The following is a 17,428-nucleotide window of genomic DNA, read 5'->3' as shown; positions in this document are numbered from 1 at the left end:
CTGTGGGAATCACCCGGACCGACTGGTCCGAGCACTACAACGACGGGCGAAGCTTCCGGCGGCTCGGGGACGAGGAGAAGGGCCTGCTCGTCGAGCACGCCCCGGCCCCCGAGGGCAGCCGCGCGCTCGACATCGGCTGTGGCACGGGCGAGTTGTCCGTCTACCTCGCCTCGCTCGGCTACACCGTCGACGGAGCGGACTTCGCCGAGGGCGCGCTCGAGCGGGCCCGCGCGGAGCACGCCGAGATGGACGGGGTGCGCTGGCTGAGCCTGGACGTGGAGCGCGACGACCTGACCGGCCTCGCCGAGGACGGCTACGACCTGATCGTCCTGCGGCTGTCCATCGCGTTCATCCGCGATCGCACCCGTGTCCTTCGCAGTCTGGCCGCGCGGCTGCGCGAGGGCGGTGCGCTCGTCATCATCACACCGATCGTGGAGAACACCCCGGATGAGCGGCGCCACATCGCCCTGGACGAGAACGAACTCGCCGCGCTCACCGACGGGTTCGAGCACATCGAGCAGTGCAACGCGGAGGACCTGGCGGTGCTGGTCCTGCGTGGACCGGCCGGATCGTTCAGCGTGGAGGAAAAGCTGCGACCCGAGCCACAGGCCGTCTTCGGTGCCGCAGTGGTGGTCACCGACACGTTCGGCCGGGTCCTGCTGGGCCGCTCCACCCGGGACATGTGGGAGCTGCCCGGCGGCCGCATCGAGACAGACGAGGCCGCACCCTTGGCCGCCGTGCGGGAGCTGAACGAGGAGACCGGGCTGACGGCGCGCGTGGAAGACGCTCACGTCATCACCGTGCTGCACGACGACCGCCTGGGCGTACGCCGCATCACCGCCGTGGTCCGCGTCTCCCGCTGGGGCGGTGAACCCGGTCTGCCCGAGCCACACCGCTTCGTACGCTGGGAGTTCCACGACCTGAACACCCTGGCGACCCTCGGGAAGATTTTCGCGCCCAGCGCCCAGGCCCTGACCGCGGTGTGGCCCGGGGTGCTGCCGGGCCTCCCGCCGGTCCACTCCTACCCGTGCTCCGCCGCCGTCCCGCCGGTGCCCGGGGAGCCGGCCGAGGCGGTCCGGCTGCGCGAGCGGATGGCGGACACCGTGATCAGCAGGGGCTGGGCACCCTCACCGCGGGTCCAAGTCGCGTTGCGCGAGGTGCCCCGGCACCGGTTCGTCCCCGAGACCCCGCTGGAGACGGCTTACCACGGCGACCACGCCGTGGTGACGGTCCGGGAGTCACCCCGGACCGCGCTCAGCTCCGTGTCCGCGGCCTGGCTGCAGGCCGACATGATCGAGCAACTCCGGCTGGAGCCGGGGACGACTGTGCTGGAGGTCGGCTCCGGCGGATACAACGGCGAGCTCCTGGCGCACGTCCTGGGACCGCTCGGACGCGTGGTGACCGTGGACATCGACCCGTACGTGGTGCACCGAACGCAACGGCTGTGCGCGGAAGCCGGCAGCGGCCGGGTCACCGCCGTCCTCGGCGACGGCGGACTCGGCGCGCCGGGCCACGTCCCCGCCGGCGGGTTCGAAGGGATTGTGGTCACGCACAACGTGTCCGACATCGCACCCGCATGGCGAGACCAACTCGCCGAAGGGGCCCGGCTGGTCGTGCCGCTGGAGATGGGCGGCTACACCCGCTCCCTCACCCTGGTCCGGCGGGGCGACGTGCTGCGCTGCGACCACTGGACGTACTGCGGTTTCGTGCGGGACCGCGGCGCCGCCGCGCGCACCGCCCCCGCCGTCCGGCTGGCCGACGGTAAGGTCACCGTGCGGTGGGAAGACGGTGAACCTGGCGATGCCTCCGGGCTGGAGGAGGCGCTGCACGGGCCCCGGCACGAGCTCACCACCGGCCTCGTGGTCCGAGGCACCTTCAATTTTGAGACCTTGCAGATCTACGCCGCGACCACGCTGCCGGGGTTCTGCCGCCTGACCGTCCCGGACGGATGCACGCTGGTGGCGCAGCAGGACGCGGCGGCGATGCTGACGGATGGCTCCCTCGCCTACCTGACCTACCGCAAGGTCAAGGAGGCGCCGGATCCGGCCGACCGCCTTACCGAGTTCTTCATCCACGCCTACGGCCCGGCCGCCGACGAGTTGGCGGAGCGCTTCGCCGACTGTGTGCACACCTGGGACCAGAAGGTACGCGAGAGCGGTTACCCGCAGATGACCGTCCACCCGGCCGGTACCCCCGACGAGCAGCTGCCGGCCGGTACCGTGCTCGACAAGCCCTCAGCACGCCTTGTCTTCCGGTGGCCCGGCCGCGTCCCCGACGGAGCACAGGCCCTGCTCGCGGCGGGCGGACAGCATGCCTGACCCCACCGGACCGATTCCCGCAGTGCTCGGCGTTTTCGCGCACCCCGACGACGAGAGCCTCCTGGCCGGCGGTGTACTCGCTCGGCACGCCGCCGCCGGTGCCCGTACGGCGGTCGTCACTGCGACCTGGGCGCCTGACAACCCGCGGGCCGCCGAGCTCGCCGATGCTCTGGCTGTCCTGGGAGCGGGGGCGCCGAGGATGCTCGGGTTCAGCGACGCCCGCAACGAAGCATCGGCGCCTGGACGGCCCCGGTGGTGCGACGTGGCCCTGGACGAGGCCGTCGCCCAAGTAGTGCTTCACATCAGGCAGTTCCGTCCCGATGTCGTGGTGACCCATGACGTGCTCGGCCAGCTCACCGGGCACCCGGACCACCGGCGCACCCATCAGGTGGCACTGCTCGCGGTAGAGGCCGCCGCTCTCGCCGACCTCCATCCCGAGACCGGTGAGCCGTGGCAGACCAGCGCCCTCTACGCGGCCACACACCCCCACTCCGGGATCGGTGAACTGGGGCCACTCCTTGCAGGGGTCGGCAAAACGTTGCTGAGCGTGCCGGACGAGCACGCGACCGCCGCCGTGGACGTGACGACGTGGCTCGATCAGAAGTGGACCGCGATCCTCGCGCACTGCAGCCAAGTGGAGCGCGAACGGCCGCTCCCCGGGATTCTGTCGCGGCTTCCGGGCGACGCCCGTAACCAGATTCTTGCCACCGAGTACTACACCCGCATCAACCTCGCGCCCGCCCCGGGCTGCTCGACACAACTGACCGCCTGACCCACCGCAGGTCAACCAGGACACGCCACCTCGATCTCCCGGGTTCTCGCCGCCAGCCGCACCACGCCGTGCTCGGAGAACACTCGCCCCACCAGCAACTCGCTGAGGTGCGGAAACAGGTCGCCCACCAGCTCGTCACACCGCGTCACGGTCCCAGATGACGTTGCGTCACCGAGGCCGGACACCATTGATCGTCCTCACGGAACGTGTGCCAGAACCGACTGTGGACAGCAGTTAGCGATCACCGGAGCACTGAGTATTCACGGGTTCTGACGCGCCCACGGCCGGTGGGGGCCTGGTTACCGCCGCCGTTCGTCTTCGGCGCCTCGGTACGTAAGCAGGTCGCCTGGCTGGCAGTCGAGGACCTCGCAGATGCGGGTCAGCGTGGTGAAGCGGATCGCGCGGGCCCGGCTGTTCTTCAGGATGGACAGGTTGACGTTGGTCACGCCGACCCTGGAGGCGAGCTCCGCGAGGGTCATGCCGCGCTCGCTGAGCATGCGGTCGAGATGGACCTCGATCCCATGGCTGTCGTTGTCGTCCGACGTCATCACACCGTCCCTTCCAGATCCTCCCGCATGGCCACCCCAGCGCGCATGACGCGGGCGAACGTAAGGATGCCAAGGGCCGTCAAGACGAGTGCATAGGGCGGCTGCCAAGCCCCCAGCCAACTCTCCACTGTGAAGGGGTAGTCCTGGGCCAGAGTCGCCAGCAGCGCCGCGTACGCGCCGGCTTCTACCACCCCGGCGGCCAGACAGCCGAGCAGCAGCCACCAGCCCGCGACCCGTAGGTGCTTGGCGGTCCGGGTGGTGAAGACGCCCTCACGGGAGGCACCCCCTATCACGCGGTTGAGCAGGAACAGGATGCCAAGGACAAGCAGCAACGAGGGAAAGCCGCCGAGGAAGTCGAACAGCCGCTGGGCACCGCCGGCGTGATCCGTGCAGTAGGACGGGCGGGTCATGACCTCGACCCCCGCATGGGGCCGGAACCTGCCGGTAGACCCGTCGGTGCTGAAGTCCGAGCTGGAATCGGCACACACGTTAGGACCACCCCATATCAGACCCAGCTTGGTACCGAACAGTGGTCCCATGGCGCCAGCGACGAGGCCTACGAGGAACAGTCGGTAGACGCCCCGGACCACAGTGGCGACCGGCTCCAGCAGCCTGACCTCGGTGTGGTCGCCATGTGAAAGCGGTTGATCCAGCAGCTCGGGCCCCTTGGAGCTCTGTACCTCAGCAGACATCAGTAACCACCCCTCTTATCGTTTATCGATGTTATCGAAAAACGATATGGGTAGGCGGAGTAGTGGTCAACCCCTCTCGACACCCGCCAACAAACCCAAGCACCGCCCCGCGCCCCGCCCCACTCAGGGACCCTCACACCAAATCGCCGCACACAGCGGCACCTTCGCGCGAACGAGGCGGGCGCGGTTCGGGACGCAGCACACGGCACCCTCCAATATCGCGGCCCTGGCCGCCGTCGGGATCGCGCACGAGCAGGCGGACGACATCGTGTCGAAGCTGGAGGCCGGACCATTCGAGGGGCCCGCACCTGGGTCCGGCCCCTCGAATGGTCCGGAGACGCACGGAGTGATCAGCCGGCCTGCTGCTTCCCGGTGGACTCGGGCGCCTTGCCCGGGACCTGTCCAGCCTTGTCGACGATGGCGTGCTCCATCTCGGCGGTGCTGTAGAGAAGGGTCCCGGCCTTCGCGTACGGGGCGTCCTTCGTTCGGTACTGGCGGGAGCCGAGGAAGGAGTAGTCGTCCTTGTCGAAAACCCATTCGGTGCGATCGCCGTGCTTGGTGTCCTCACGGGCGATGCCGAGGCCCGTGCGGCCTATGGCGTCCTTGGCGTCCGGCGCCTCCTTGACGCCCGGGATGTTCGCCGCCGCACGGTAGAGGGTCGCGGCCGTCTTCGGCGGCAGCACCCCGCCGAGAAGAACGCCGATCTGCTCGAAGACTGTCTGGTCGATTTCCTGCTCGGCGTCCTTCCGGACGTGAGTGCGGAGATAGGCCAGGAGTTCGTCCGGGTCGGTGGGCAGCGAGGCGAGCCAGTCGTAGGTGGGGCGGGACAGTCCGGCGGGGGTGCCATTGTCGTCCCCGAGCTGGGCGTTACTGACCTCATCCTTGCCATTGACCCGGGTCAGCCCGATCTTTTTGAGGGGGCGCGGGTCCTGCGGCGCCCAGCTCTCCGTCTCGGTCAGCGGGCTGAGTACAGCCTTGTCGCTGCGGATTTCGGCCTCCCGAACCTTGGAACGGGTGTAGAGGAACTGGTCGTCCCGTACGACGGGCGCCTCACTCGTGAGGGCGACGGTCGAGAGATGGTGGAGAAGGCCGCCGGTGCCCTGGGTGGCCGTCGCCGTCGTCGTCCGGTCCTTGTCGTCCGTGCCGAGGGCGAAACCGCCCGCGAGGATTCCGGCCAGTGCCATCGCCGACACGGGGACGAGAAGGGCGGGGCGCAGGAGTCGGCTGGTGGGGCGGGTGGTGGGCTGAGCCGGACGGTCACGACGGGAGTCGGCGTCGATGTGGTTCATCAAGAGTTCCTTCTGGTGACGGAATCGCTCGGGCGACAGGTCCTCGGTCACCGGAGGGGGAAGTAGCCAGGCCAGGTGCCGGGCTTCGTCGTCGTTCCTGTTCTCAGGAGAGGCGGCGTCTTCGCGGTTCATGGGGTTTCCTCCCGCACGGGCTGGGCCGCGATTGCGGCTGTATTCCTTACCTCTCCGCGGACTCTCGCGGGTTCCAGGTTTCTTCGCGGGCGTTCCGCGCGTTCCGTCTGTTCCGCGATCCGGGCGAGTCTCTTGCGGGCGCGGGAGAGGCGGGAGCGCACCGTGCCCACCGGGATGCCGAGCGCGTCGGCGGTCTGCTCGTAGTCCAGTCCGGACCACACGCACAGGGAGAGCACTTCCTTTTCCTGGCGGCGCAGTTGACCGAGGGCCGCCGAGACGGCGCGCAGACGACTCCGGTCGTCCAGCCGGGACGCTGCCTCCGCCGAGAAGTCCGCGACGTTGGCGGGCGGTGGCTGACGGGCCAGGAAGACCAGCCGCCGCCGCAGCCCCCGCCGGGTGTTCTCACACTTGTGCGTGGCGACGCCGAGGAGCCAGGGCAGGACGGAGCCCTGGCCCTCCTCCAGCTGCTCTCTGCCCTGCCAGGCGGCCAGGAAGGTGTCCGCCATGATGTCCTCGGCGGTCGACCAGTCACCTGTCAACCGCAACGCATGGCGATAGACAGCCTGGGCGCAGCTCTCGTACAACTCGGCGAAGGCCTCGCGGTCCCCTGCGCGCAGTCGTCGGCGCACCTCGTTCCCCGCGCTCTCCGGGGCCTTGGTGGGACTCTCCGGGGCCTCTGATTCTGGTGATTCCTTCACACCCGGTATCTCTCCGCGACCTTGCGCCCGTTCCTGTGACTCGCGCCACAACCGATTGCCTCAACTGGCGGACGGCGGGGGCTGATGGTGTCGTCCGCCCGGAAGACCGCCTCGCACGGCCGGTACGCGCTGATCGGGCAGCCCGAGACCCTGGTCATCGTGGAGCGGATGGAGACCAACCCTTTCGGTCTGCGCGGCCAGTGGGAGAAGGAGCAGGAGACCATCCTGCTGGACGACCTCGAGTTCGTGTGGGGGCCGCGCATCCGCCTCAGCCGGTGAGCAGCCAGGAACGGGAGAGCGCGGCCTGGTATCAGTACTTTGCCGTGTGACACAGACGTGCAGATGATCAAGGTCTTGCCCACCGTGTACTCCCCTCGTAGTGCTGTCGCGCCAGGGCCATCTGACCGCATGCGGGGGCCGGAACGCGGTGGGGATGGACGGTTCAACTGGCCGGTTCGTGACCGGTACACGGCGTGTTTTAGATCCCCGGGGGGCGGGTTTCTGAGGGAATCCTCCATTCCGGGTTCCGCCCCTCTACGCTCACCGAGCGCGATAGGAGATCCACAAGAACGACACAGAAAGCGATCATGAGAAGACACATAAGAAGAGCCGCGAAACTGCTCACCGCGCCGGCTGTCGTCCTGGGCCTGCTCGTGCCCGCCCTCGCCGCGACCCCCGCAGCCGCCGCGACGGACCCCTACACGTTCACCAACACCGACGGCACGCTGAACGCGACCGGCAACGACGACGGAAACCAGATCTCCGTCACCCCCGACGGCACCAACTACACCGGCTTCCGCCTGATCACGCTGGGCGACCCGGGCCAGTTCGAGATCGCCAACACGTCCTCGGGGAAGTGTATTTACGCCTCCTCGTTCGCCACACAGAAGTCGTGCGGCCAGGACGGCGAGCAGTGGCACTTCCGTCCGATCGACGGGAAGCCCAACAGCTTCGGCCTCGTGCGCCGCGACGCCAACACCGGTGCCGAGTACTGCCTGGACAACGCCGGTGGCCTGCATCTGTGGGGGATCCTCGCCAATCCCAACCCCTGCAACGGCAGCCCGAGTCAGGAATGGACCATCCCGGCGTCGAAGGCGGCTGAGGCCAGGAGTCTGGCGCTCGACTACTACGCCGACCTGTGCTCCAAGCAGACGTCGACCTGTTCATGGACCGAAACCTCCGAAGGCCAGCCCGAAGCGCTGCCCCGCGAGAAAGCGTCCTCGGTCTGGTACAACGACACCTCCGACAAGGTCACCCAGGTCTTCACCACCGTCTACCACTCCGGCTGGTCGCAGTCGTTGTCGTCGGGCCTGTCCACGTCGGTCGGCGTCTCGGTTCCCGTGCAGGCGATGATCTCCGCCCAGCTGACGGCGACGACCACCTACCAGTCGGACTCGACCACCATCAATGGTGTCGTCGTCACCGTCCCCACCAAGAACTACGGATGGGTCGACTTCGCGGCTGTCGGCAAGAAGGTCACCGGTACGTGGACGTTCGACACCGACCACCAGCCGTGGACCACTGACGCCACGGTAACCGTGCCGGTGGTCGACTCCCCTGCGGGCTCCACGATGTACGTCGCGCACACCAGCCCGGACATGCCCACCAGCGGCACCAGCCCGGCACAGAAGCCCGCCGTGCAGACCTTCGCCGCCACCTCCACCAGCGCGAAGCTCGACCTTCCGGCCGGAACCCACCTCGCTCCCACCGCGAACGGCGCGGAAATCGCCGACGCCCAGGGCAAGCCCATCATGCGGATGCAGCCGGGCAGCGTGACCGACACTCAGGGAGTCAAGCACGCCTTCAAGCTGACGGTCGACGGGAACACCCTCACCCAGACCCTCGAAGCCGCCACCGGCACGACGGTCGAGGGAACCGAGAACCCGTCCTCGGTCACGTTCGGCCCGGGTACCTTCCCCGGAAGCACGCCACTGAAAGCTTCCGCCGCCAAGACGAAGAGCCTGAAGGTGCAGCCCTTGCGGATGTCGCCCATGGACAACGTCGGTGACGCCTGTGCCAGGTACCAGGGCCACACCTGCTCGGACGCGGAGAAGAAGGCGTACGAGGACAAGCTCAAGAAGGACGGTGACTGGGACAAGTGCGTGGCCCAGTGGGCCGTCGGTACCGCGATCACCGGAGCCTTCGCAGGCGCCTTCGCCGGTGGAGTCGGAGCGCTCCCGGGCGGCCTCATCGGATGGGCCGGCGGAGCCACCGCTGGCATGGTCGTGTGCAGCTTCTGACCCGCACCACCTGAACCGATCGCGTCCCCCTGCCTGTTGACCGGACCGGGGGACGCTGGGTTCGGATCAGACCCGGTGCGGGAGCGGGCCGGGCCTGGGGGCGCCGTGGTCGGGGCCGTAGACACGGCCGTTCAACAGCTACTCAGTTAGCCGATAGTGCTGCGCTGGGTGTCGGGTGCCCCAGGCAGCCAACACACCACGGACGCGCGGACACACGCGAGGGAGAGCCGACCGGCACCGGCGCCCTGCCGCCTCGTTGTCCTGCTGAACCGTCCTCACGACACGAAGGAGAACACCCGTGACGACCAGTCGCCTCGCGGCCTGCGCCACCGCCATCGCCGCCCTGTCCATCGCCCTCGGCGGGACCGCCCACGCGGACACCGGCACCAGCAGCGAATTCATGACCGGCCACACCCTCAACGAGTCCGGCGACAGCAACGCCGTCACCTGCCAGAACAACACCACGAACGGACTCGTCAGCATCGGCTGCTCCCCCATTTCGGTCCTGTGAGGATTCCTCCGCCGCGGCGGACGGCAACCCGGTCCGGGCGAGAATCAACCGGGTGACCACCCGCCCCCCTGGGTCGCCCTCAGCCACCGGTGAGCAATGGAATGGCTGGGACGATGCCTCGGTGAACTACTTCTCGCATTTCAGCATCGGTCCTGGTCACGAGCGGCAGGATCTCCCGGAACCCAGGCGAGTCGAGCCCGGCCAGTGGCCGAAGTTGGAGGCTGCGCTCGCCGTGGTCAACCGCGACCTGATGGCAACCCTGCCAGGCCAGGACGCGCTGATACTGATGCTTGCCCCGTCTTGCGAGCCGCTGCCCCGGAGATCCATCGATAGAGATCAGATCTACGTGGCGATGCCGGACGGCCGTTGGCACGGCAACTCGGTCAATTCGTGCGACCTGGAGGAGGGCGACCCGCCAGAGCCGGACGATGCGACGACGGTCCTGTCCGTGGTCGCGGATGCGGCGCAGGAGACCATCATGGAGCTGCTCTGGCAGGTCTGGCCGATCTGCTCGGCACACAAGATCGGAATGCACCCTCGGCCTGCAGGAACCACCGACGGCTGGTGCCAGAGCGAAGCGGACTCGGCAGGCCCACCGGTGTGGTGGTGCCGGGGCGGCCGGGATGGCACGTGCCACGACGTCTCCCTGGTGGGCGAGTTGGCCGCCGCCCTGCCGGGCAAGCAGCATCGGGCCCTGCGGCGCAGCGAGCGCAAACAGGATGGTTGCCGATAACCGCAGGCCATACAACTGCGCATTCCCGCTGGAACCCACCATCCACTGCCACCCGCGAAGTACGGAGCTAGGAGGCCTGGCACGGGGATGCCGTAGTGGGCCGACAGGCGGTCCACATCGCTGAGCAACCACGGGGTGGTCCCCGCCCGCCGGCGGCTGATCTGTGCCTGGCTGTCCTGTCTCGACGAAGATAGTCGTCCGCAAAGTGCTGACCTGCGTGGACTGGATTGAGTGAGACGCGTGGACTCGGTTCGTCGACGGCGGTAGCCGCGGGCCGGATTAAGCCCATGCGTCTTGTGCTGTACGACCCATTTCGGCTTACGGGTGCCTCTCTTCAGGGAAGAAACGAGGGTATGACCGCCATACTCGTATCGGTCGTGGGCGTGCTGGGAACCGTCATGGGGGCCGCCCTCACCGCCTTCGTCGCAGCTCGCACGGAACAGCGCAGAGAAAGATCACAGGCGCGCGTGCAGCTGAATGACCTGCGGGTTGAGCATCAGCGATGGCGCCGTGAACGCCGACAGGCTGCCTACCTCTCATTTCTTGAAGCGCTGGGCGCCGCTGACCGGGACAACCAAGGCTTCTTCCGAGAGCTGCGCGCCGGACATGGTCCAGTCCCGCTCGATGAGACGCGGGTCGCCGCGATCAGGATGAAGTTCAAGGAGGCTGAAGGGGCGGGGCTCGTGGTGATCCTGGAAGGCCCTGAGGCTGTTGCCGAGGGGGCTCAGAACCTTGTTGATCAGTTGTCTTCTCTCGTCCAGCACGTTCGTGATTACGCAGAAGCAGTAGTGGCAGGCAGGCAGCCCTGGTAGCGGAGGCGACAACGTGCACGAGGCCGGCATGGGATTCATAGCGGAGCGCAGGGCGTTTCTCGGCTTGGCCAGGGACGCGCTTGACGACGTAGCCAAACGTGTCCAGGTCCTCCCCGAAACTCAGTCGCGCGACCAGGTTCGTTGAGAGACAGAAGCCCAAACGACTTGGTTCGTCGAGAAAGCGACTTGCTTGAGCGAGACAGGACACTGGCCGATCCCGAGACCGGCCGCCAGATCGGCTGTCCTCCGACAGGTGATCTTGATCGTTTGCCAAGTGATCTTGACCTGTCTGGCCAACCATGGCGGGTGGCGGTCCCGGCCGGTCCGCCCCTTCACCCGATGCCCCACAGCGCGGCCCTTCACACACCGCACCAGGCCCGTCCGTGCGGACCACCACGCGATCATCACCCGCGCGACAGCCGACAACCGGCACTCACTCGCCCCCCTCACCCGACGAGCGACCGCCCCGGCAATCCCGTCCACCCGGCGCTCACGAAGCAGCGGGAACCCGGTACCGCGCGGACGACGACAACGGCCATGACGGTCGGCGGCCCGCCGTCAGCAGACCCGGCTTCCCGGACGGGTCGTGTACCGGGAGGTGCGCTGCTGTCCGGGGCGCGCGGCGCCCGCGCCCGTTCACCTCATTGGGTGAACACGGCAGAAGTACAGTGGCGCAAACGATCACGGGCCTAGATTCCCCACCACACCGAGGGATGGCGACCATGAGCGCGTACAAGATGAGGGTTCTCGAACTGTTCAACCTTCTCGACACCAGCAATAGCGGCTTCCTCGACGCGGCCGACGGCCAGAGCGAGAAGCAGACACAGGCGACCCGCAACGTCCCGCAGTTCGTCAGGGGTCTCATCTACGAGGCCGACGCGAACAAGGGCGGCAAGGGCGATGTCGGCGAGTGTTCGTGGGCCGCTGTTCGTCATGGTCACCCCGGCCGACATGATCGACCGCAACGCGGCCATGGAAGTGCTGTTCCGGCTGCGGCTGATGCACCCCGAGATCCACCATCGTCTGGGCCGACTCCGCCTATGCCGGACAGCTCGCGACCTGGGCGAAGACATACCTGAATCTGACGATCAAGACCATCAGCCGTCCGAAGAACACCCCCGCGTCTGTCGTCCTGCCCCGGCGCTGGGTCGTCGTCGAACGCTCACCCGCCTGGATCATGCACGCCCGCAGACACGCCCGCGACTACGAACGGCTCATCCAGCACTCGGAATCGCTCATCACCTGGGCCGCGATCAACCTCAAGGCCAGGCGCATCACCCGCCGAAGTTCCCGCAGAAGCGGACAGCCGGCCTCCCGCGAAGCGCAACGGGACTGATCGTCTTGGCGTTGGCGGTCACCACCGTCACCGGGAGACCCTGCATGCACGGAGTCCTACCGATTCTCCCACCGCCGTCACGAACCCGTCAGCCCAACCGGCGAAGCGAGCACATCGGCATCGCCGCCATCAATCAATGGCTCCCAGCCGGGGTGAGGGCGGGCTGCGCCGCCCTCACCCCGGCTTCGAAACATCGCTAGGACTCCGGAGCCATTCGCTTCGGGTTTTTTTCCGAGCCGGAGCCTCAGCTGTTGGCCAGGGTGCGGTCGAGAAGGGGCAGCAGGCGGTCCCAATGGCGCTGTAGTGCGGCGGGGTTGAAGGCGTCGGTGTCGGACATGGTGAAGCCGTGGATGGTGCCGGGGTAGATCTCGGAGGTGTAGCCGACGCCTGCGGCGTCCAGTGCCTGGTTGAGCTCGCTGAGGGCCTCGGGTGTCAGGTCGCTTTCGGCGTGGCCGAAGTGGACCTGAGCGGTGATCTTGGCGAGGCTGTCGGGTCCGTCGGCGCCCACGGGGCCGTGGAATGCGGCGACGGCGGCCATTCCCACCGAGGACGGCCAGGCCGACGCTTTCGCCGCCTAACCGATCCGAGGCTCTGCGCGGCGCGCGTAGACCGGCTCACCTTCAACGCCGCTCTTATCGAGACTGGCACCGAGTCCTACCACCTGGCCGCACCAAGGCGAACAAGACCAACGCAACGAAGTAGCGGCCCTACTCCGACGGTGCGGCGGTGTCTGCGCGGCGGGACTCCGGACCCGCTGACGACGGCAAGAGGTTCCGGGCGAGCACATCCAGCGCCTCCGAGACCTCTCTCAGCCGCTGCGGCTCATCAGATCCCAGCGCGCTGGTGAGAGCTTCCTCGATGCCGGCGGCGCGGACCTGCGCCACCCGCTCGGACACCTCAGCGGCCTGACGCACCAGCACCCGGCGCCGGTCGATGGGATCCGGAGCCGTCTGCACCGAACCGGCTTCCTTGAGCCGGGCAATGGCGGAGGACACCTGGCTCTGCGGCAGACCGGTGCGGGCGGCGATCTCACCGACGGCGGTGTCGGGATGAGCGGCGATGTCGCTGGCCACGATCAGCACCAGCCGGGCGCTGCCCGCATAACGCCGGGCGCCGCCCGGAGGCTCGGGCAGGGCCTCCTCGCCGATCTTCATCAGGGTGCGTCCCAGCAGGAACAGCTCGACTCCGTCCACACACCCAACATACATCGAAATAGATTCATCTATATTGATGTATCTATTTCGATGGATTATGTTGGTCGGCAGACGCGGCGGAGGGCCCGCCGCCCACAAAGGGGGAACCGTCATGCCCAACACCACCGGCGCGCTCGCCGTCCCTGGCGCAGTTCTGCACTACCAGGTCCGCGGGACCGGCCCGCTGCTGCTCATCTCGCAGAGCGGAGAGGGTGACGCCGACCGCACCACCGACCTGGTCACCCAACTCATCGATTCCTACGCCGTGGTCACCTACGACCGCCGCGGCCTGTCCCGCAGCCGGCTCGATACCCCCGGGCAAGGCGCGACGTTGGCCGAGCACGCCGACGACGTCCACCGCCTGCTGGCCTCTCTCACCGACACCTCCGCCCTCATGCTCGGCTGCAGTCTCGGAGCTGTCATCGGCATGCACGCAGCCGTCCGGTATCCCGGGCAGATCCGCACCCTCATCGCCCACGAGCCCGTCGCCCCACGCCTGCTTCCGGACGGCGAACGCGCCTGTCACGAGCGCGAACTCGCCGCGCTTCAGGACTTCTACCTCCGCGAGGGCCTGGCCGCAGCACTCCCGGAGATCGCCAGGACCCTGGGCATTGACCTCACCGCCAAGGACGTGGAACCCGATCTGACGCCTCAGCCGATCAACGCCATTCGCGCCGCGAACTTCGACTACTTCTTCCGGCACGACTTCACCGCGGTCATTCACGACACCCTCGACATCGCGGCGCTGAAGGACGTCAGCACTCGCATCGTGCCCGCCGCCGGACGCATCACTGCGCGGAACGTCTTCGACTACCAGGCCGCGACAGCCCTGGCCGCGCTCCTCGGCCGCGAACTGCAGGAACTTCCCGGCGGTCACAACGGAAACACCACCCACCCCCGGGCCTACGCAACACGCATCCGGGAGATCCTGAATGCCGAACACTGACGCAGAGCGGGCCGTCAGGAACCCCTGCCGGAAGGCCGGGCGAGGCGGACATCCATGGCCGGGTGGTCCCAGACCAAGCCGCCTTCCGGGGCCACTTCACCACGCCTGATCTTCACGAATCATCCCCGCACCGGAGCCAGTTGGAACCACCCCGGTGGAGCCGCTGGGGGCCGCCCTAGCCAAGATGGACCGGTACATCCGCCCGACAAGGCGTGTCGCCGTCGTCATACGATTCGCGGCATGATTCGTGCAGTTGTTTTCGATGTTGGTGAATGCCTCGTCGACGAGGCCAGGGAGTACGGCTCCTGGGCCGATCGGCTCGGTGTCCCCCGGCACACGTTCGCCGCGATGTCCGGTGCTGTCATTGCCCAAGGCCGCGACTATCGGGACGTGTTCCAGGAATTCGAGCCCGAATTCGACCTCTCTGAGCAGCGCGAGGCGCGGGCCGTGGCGGGCCAGCCCGAGCGCTTCGACGAGAGCGACCTGTACCCCGACGTCCGGCCCGCCCTCGCAGCACTTCGTGAGGCCGGGCTGTGGCTGGGCATCGCAGGGAACCAGACCGTCCGGGTTGGTGGGATCCTCCGTAAGCTGTTCACCCGCGACGTCGACCTCTTCGGGACGTTGGACGACTGGGGCGGTTCCAAGCCGGACCCCGAGTTCTTCGTGCGCGTCGCTGAAGCCGTACCGCACACGCCCGGCGAGATCCTTTGCGTCGGCGACCGGATCGACAACGACCTCAAGCCCGCTGTCGCCGCGGGCATGCCCACCGCGCTGATCCGCCGTGGCCCATGGGAAACCATCCGGTGGGGCACCGACGAAGCGAAGACGCCCTCCACCTTCCGGGTGGAAGTTACCCCGAGATCGAGAATCTCCACAGAACCGATAGGGGCAAGGGATTCGACTTGGGTGCTGGCCGCTTCAACTCCAACTGACAACACGAATGCCCCGGAAGGCGCTCCCCGATGAAGCAGCGTAGGTTGCTGACCGGCCTGGTCGTGGCCGTCCTCGTCGGCACGGCCGGTGCCTGTGACAGCGGGGGCGGCGGGACCGGCGACCAGTGGACCGCGCCCGCCCCGGGCCAGGCTGCCGCGCTGCTCGACTTCGCGGAGGGCGGCCGCGATGCCGCCTTGCGGGACGTGGCGTTCTACGGTTTCGGCGGAGTCACCGCCCCGGGTGGCATGACGACCGGCCCGGACGGAAGCGTCTATGGTCTCGGCGACAAAGCGGTCCGGCTCAAGCCTGATCGGACGGTGTCGACGGTCGAGGGAGCCACGAAGGCCGGCACCTCTACCTCCGGATTGGTCGCCCTACCGGATGGCTCCCTGGTAGTCGGCGGCGCCGGGCAGGTGAAGAGGATCGCTCCGGACGGCACCGTGTCGGTACTGGCCGGTGCTGCCGGCGCGGCCCGCACACCGGGTGCCCCCGTGCCGGCGTCGGTTCCCGCCGTCGGATTCCACTTCGCCGGGCCGAGCCCGTTCGGGGTCGGCCCCGACGGCACCATCCTGATCGGGGACCGGGACGTGCTGTGGGGGCTCAAGAACGGCACCCTCAAACAGCTCTATCGCACCACCGGGAAAAGCGCCGACGGCCAACTCCTCCACATCGGCCGGGACAGCGCAGTGGACGCGACCGGCACCGCCTACATCTCACCCGAGGTGCCCGACCGCTTCCCCGGACGTCTCAGCGACCTGCTGGCCGTCCGCGCCAACGGCAGCCTGAGCAAGCTCCAACTACCGGCGGCCATCGACGGGATGCCGGGGGCGCCCGCCGCCCTCAAGGTACGGTGGCTGACCGGCGACGGTGCGAACGGGATCTTCGCCCAGGTCTACGACGCGTCGGGGAACAACGGCGCGGTCCTGCATCTCCATTCCGGGAAAGCAGATGTCATCGCCCACGAAGCCTCCGACGTTGAATCCACGAAGCCCTGCCGTATCCCTCAGCCGGTGGACGCACTACGACTTCCGTGCGCACTCCCCGAGGCCATGACCTATCGGTCGGGCAGCCTCATTCTTGGCGGCCTCGCCGACTACATCCTGCAGATCCGCGTCACATGACGTCAACTGCTCGCATTCCGCCGCGTGAAGACGTGGGAAGGGAAACCGGCTTCGAGTCCCCTTCGGAAAACGTGAACCCACGGCCTTTCGACATCGCCCGCTTCATCGCCACCCTGACTCTGCTGTCGCAGGCCGCCGCACGAAGACGGTAGCCGGTGCGCGCTGGTAACAGCAGCGAGGCCCGATCCAGACTGCCGCCAGGGAGACCACTACCCGCTTCTCTGGACTCGCGCCGTGGAATACAACACCTGGTTCGATCACGAGAACCTCAAGGACTACGACGACGATCCCTTCGAGTTCACCGATTCAGAGCTCAGCTTCCTCGCAGTCCTGCGTGCCCGGGCCGCCGCATGGCGGGTGTCATGGGCACCCAGCAAATGTCTCACGGCCGGAGGACGACTCCTCACTCCTCGTCTGGATCTCTCTGCTCGACGAAGAGCGCCCGCTGATACTCGGCCAGTGGGCCGTGCACTTCTACGGCGCCCACGTGCAGGCAGGAAAAGTCTCCGACGACCTCTTCAACCTCGATAAAACTCCCGGACGAGGATTCTTCTTCGCCTCCGGCACGACCGGCGAACTCGCGCTCCACTGCGCCGACTGGCTCGAGAGGGTGCTGTGCCGCCCCGTTGTCCGTTCCGAATGGCCTACCGGTAAAAGAGTTCTTGCCTCCTGGGAGTTCGCCGACACAGAAGAGGGCCTCGTCAGCGACCTCCTCGTGTCCGCCAACGCTCCGCCCCCGGCCCGGCGCATCCAGATCCGCCCCTGACCCCGCACAGGCCCTATCCGCAGGTGTGACTATGCGTTGTGCGGGTGTGCCTGAGTTCTCAGTGACCAGGAATTCCCGTGCAGTCGGAGGGATGCGGTGGGAACCGGTGGCCGCGTACGTCCGTGCTCCAGTGATGCTCGGACCCGCAGTCACACACGTAGATCCCACTGTCCGGCACGATCTCACCCGGATGGAATGAACTCTGCTCGCTCATGCCACCTGTCTGCCGTGCGCGAGATACTGCTCACCAGGATCGCGGCCACGTCCAGCGCCTGATCACGCAGTTGCCTGTACCTGTGACATCAACGAGCAGTTGTGACTCCTTCATCTCACCCGCGCGAAGTGTTGGCGGCGAGCAGTTCCTGCAGAAGTTCAACGACGAGATCGA

At 67.7% G+C, this 17,428-nt stretch carries 18 protein-coding genes and 2 pseudogenes; 12 read left to right on the top strand and 8 right to left on the bottom strand.

Features of this window, described 5'->3' with window-relative positions:
- Positions 1-2 precede the first annotated feature (2 nt).
- Positions 3-2,318, top strand: a complete 2,316-nt coding sequence (gene fxlM, locus NBY69_RS30150) for a methyltransferase, FxLD system (protein ID WP_250305068.1) — start codon at positions 3-5, stop codon at positions 2,316-2,318.
- The gene (locus tag NBY69_RS30145; RefSeq protein ID WP_250305067.1) at positions 2,311-3,090 is read left to right on the top strand and encodes a PIG-L deacetylase family protein; all 780 of its coding nucleotides are present in this window, start codon (positions 2,311-2,313) and stop codon (positions 3,088-3,090) included. The genes fxlM and NBY69_RS30145 overlap by 8 nt, the downstream gene beginning before the upstream one ends.
- An 11-nt stretch (positions 3,091-3,101) precedes the next feature.
- On the opposite strand, the gene NBY69_RS30140 is transcribed toward NBY69_RS30145, so the two are convergent.
- From NBY69_RS30140 to NBY69_RS30120, 5 genes are all read right to left on the bottom strand, one after another.
- Positions 3,102-3,239: a hypothetical protein gene (locus NBY69_RS30140; protein ID WP_250305066.1), complete on the bottom strand. Its 138-nt coding sequence runs from the start codon at positions 3,237-3,239 to the stop codon at positions 3,102-3,104.
- 150 nt (positions 3,240-3,389) lie between these two features.
- The gene (locus tag NBY69_RS30135; RefSeq protein WP_250305065.1) at positions 3,390-3,638 is read right to left on the bottom strand and encodes a helix-turn-helix transcriptional regulator; all 249 of its coding nucleotides are present in this window, start codon (positions 3,636-3,638) and stop codon (positions 3,390-3,392) included.
- Entirely contained in the window at positions 3,638-4,330 is a 693-nt protein-coding gene (locus tag NBY69_RS30130) for a DUF2975 domain-containing protein (RefSeq protein ID WP_250305064.1), read from the bottom strand. Before NBY69_RS30130 ends, NBY69_RS30135 begins: the two co-directional genes overlap by 1 nt.
- Before the next feature lie 350 nt (positions 4,331-4,680).
- Entirely contained in the window at positions 4,681-5,751 is a 1,071-nt protein-coding gene (locus NBY69_RS30125; RefSeq protein ID WP_250305063.1) for a CU044_5270 family protein, read from the bottom strand.
- A complete protein-coding gene (locus NBY69_RS30120) occupies positions 5,748-6,380 on the bottom strand; it encodes an RNA polymerase sigma factor (RefSeq protein ID WP_250305111.1) in 633 nt (210 codons plus the stop codon). The genes NBY69_RS30125 and NBY69_RS30120 overlap by 4 nt, the downstream gene beginning before the upstream one ends.
- Positions 6,381-6,533: 153 nt before the next feature.
- Here NBY69_RS30120 and NBY69_RS30115 point away from each other — a divergent pair, with 153 nt between their 5' ends.
- The 5 genes from NBY69_RS30115 (at position 6,534) to NBY69_RS30095 (ending at position 10,745) form a co-directional block, all read left to right on the top strand.
- The gene (locus NBY69_RS30115; RefSeq protein WP_250305062.1) at positions 6,534-6,728 is read left to right on the top strand and encodes a hypothetical protein; all 195 of its coding nucleotides are present in this window, start codon (positions 6,534-6,536) and stop codon (positions 6,726-6,728) included.
- Between the two features lie 308 nt (positions 6,729-7,036).
- Positions 7,037-8,689, top strand: a complete 1,653-nt coding sequence (locus NBY69_RS30110; protein WP_250305061.1) for an RICIN domain-containing protein — start codon at positions 7,037-7,039, stop codon at positions 8,687-8,689.
- 298 nt (positions 8,690-8,987) lie between these two features.
- Entirely contained in the window at positions 8,988-9,200 is a 213-nt protein-coding gene (locus NBY69_RS30105; protein WP_250305060.1) for a hydrophobin family protein, read from the top strand.
- Between the two features lie 121 nt (positions 9,201-9,321).
- Positions 9,322-9,933, top strand: a complete 612-nt coding sequence (locus NBY69_RS30100; protein ID WP_250305059.1) for a hypothetical protein — start codon at positions 9,322-9,324, stop codon at positions 9,931-9,933.
- Between the two features lie 353 nt (positions 9,934-10,286).
- Positions 10,287-10,745: a hypothetical protein gene (locus NBY69_RS30095; protein ID WP_250305058.1), complete on the top strand. Its 459-nt coding sequence runs from the start codon at positions 10,287-10,289 to the stop codon at positions 10,743-10,745.
- Between the two features lie 689 nt (positions 10,746-11,434).
- Here NBY69_RS30095 and NBY69_RS30090 read toward each other — a convergent pair.
- On the bottom strand, positions 11,435-11,719 hold the full coding sequence (locus NBY69_RS30090) for a hypothetical protein (protein ID WP_250305116.1): 285 nt from the start codon (positions 11,717-11,719) through the stop codon (positions 11,435-11,437).
- On the opposite strand from NBY69_RS30090, the pseudogene NBY69_RS30085 reads away from it, so the two are divergent.
- Positions 11,640-12,027: pseudogene (locus tag NBY69_RS30085) on the top strand (transposase); the annotation flags it as partial. The gene NBY69_RS30090 and the pseudogene NBY69_RS30085 overlap by 80 nt on opposite strands.
- Positions 12,028-12,325: 298 nt before the next feature.
- Here NBY69_RS30085 and NBY69_RS30080 read toward each other — a convergent pair.
- Both NBY69_RS30080 and NBY69_RS30075 read right to left on the bottom strand, forming a co-directional pair.
- Positions 12,326-12,616, bottom strand: a pseudogene (locus tag NBY69_RS30080) (dienelactone hydrolase family protein); the annotation flags it as partial.
- Positions 12,617-12,788: 172 nt separating this feature from the next.
- Positions 12,789-13,274, bottom strand: coding sequence for a MarR family winged helix-turn-helix transcriptional regulator (locus NBY69_RS30075; RefSeq protein ID WP_250305057.1), 486 nt, complete (start codon positions 13,272-13,274; stop codon positions 12,789-12,791).
- A 112-nt stretch (positions 13,275-13,386) separates the two neighbouring features.
- Between NBY69_RS30075 and NBY69_RS30070 the strand changes: the two genes are divergently transcribed.
- The 4 genes from NBY69_RS30070 to NBY69_RS30055 all read left to right on the top strand — a co-directional run bounded on the left by NBY69_RS30070 (position 13,387) and on the right by NBY69_RS30055 (position 17,040).
- Complete coding sequence (locus NBY69_RS30070) at positions 13,387-14,220, top strand: alpha/beta fold hydrolase (protein ID WP_250305056.1); 834 nt, start codon at positions 13,387-13,389, stop codon at positions 14,218-14,220.
- Positions 14,221-14,460: 240 nt separating this feature from the next.
- A complete protein-coding gene (locus NBY69_RS30065) occupies positions 14,461-15,186 on the top strand; it encodes an HAD family hydrolase (RefSeq protein WP_250305055.1) in 726 nt (241 codons plus the stop codon).
- Positions 15,183-16,274 (top strand): hypothetical protein, encoded by a 1,092-nt coding sequence (locus NBY69_RS30060; protein ID WP_250305054.1) that lies wholly within the window; start codon positions 15,183-15,185, stop codon positions 16,272-16,274. Before NBY69_RS30065 ends, NBY69_RS30060 begins: the two co-directional genes overlap by 4 nt.
- 466 nt (positions 16,275-16,740) lie before the next feature.
- Complete coding sequence (locus NBY69_RS30055) at positions 16,741-17,040, top strand: hypothetical protein (protein WP_250305053.1); 300 nt, start codon at positions 16,741-16,743, stop codon at positions 17,038-17,040.
- Positions 17,041-17,428: the final 388 nt, after the last annotated feature.

Origin of the sequence: Streptomyces sp. A 4/2 (assembly GCF_940670765.1) — a bacterium.
In the GTDB taxonomy this organism is placed as follows: Bacteria; Actinomycetota; Actinomycetes; order Streptomycetales; family Streptomycetaceae; genus Streptomyces.
Note: the sequence above shows the minus strand (reverse complement) of the source record. Positions and strands in the feature narration are given on the sequence as shown.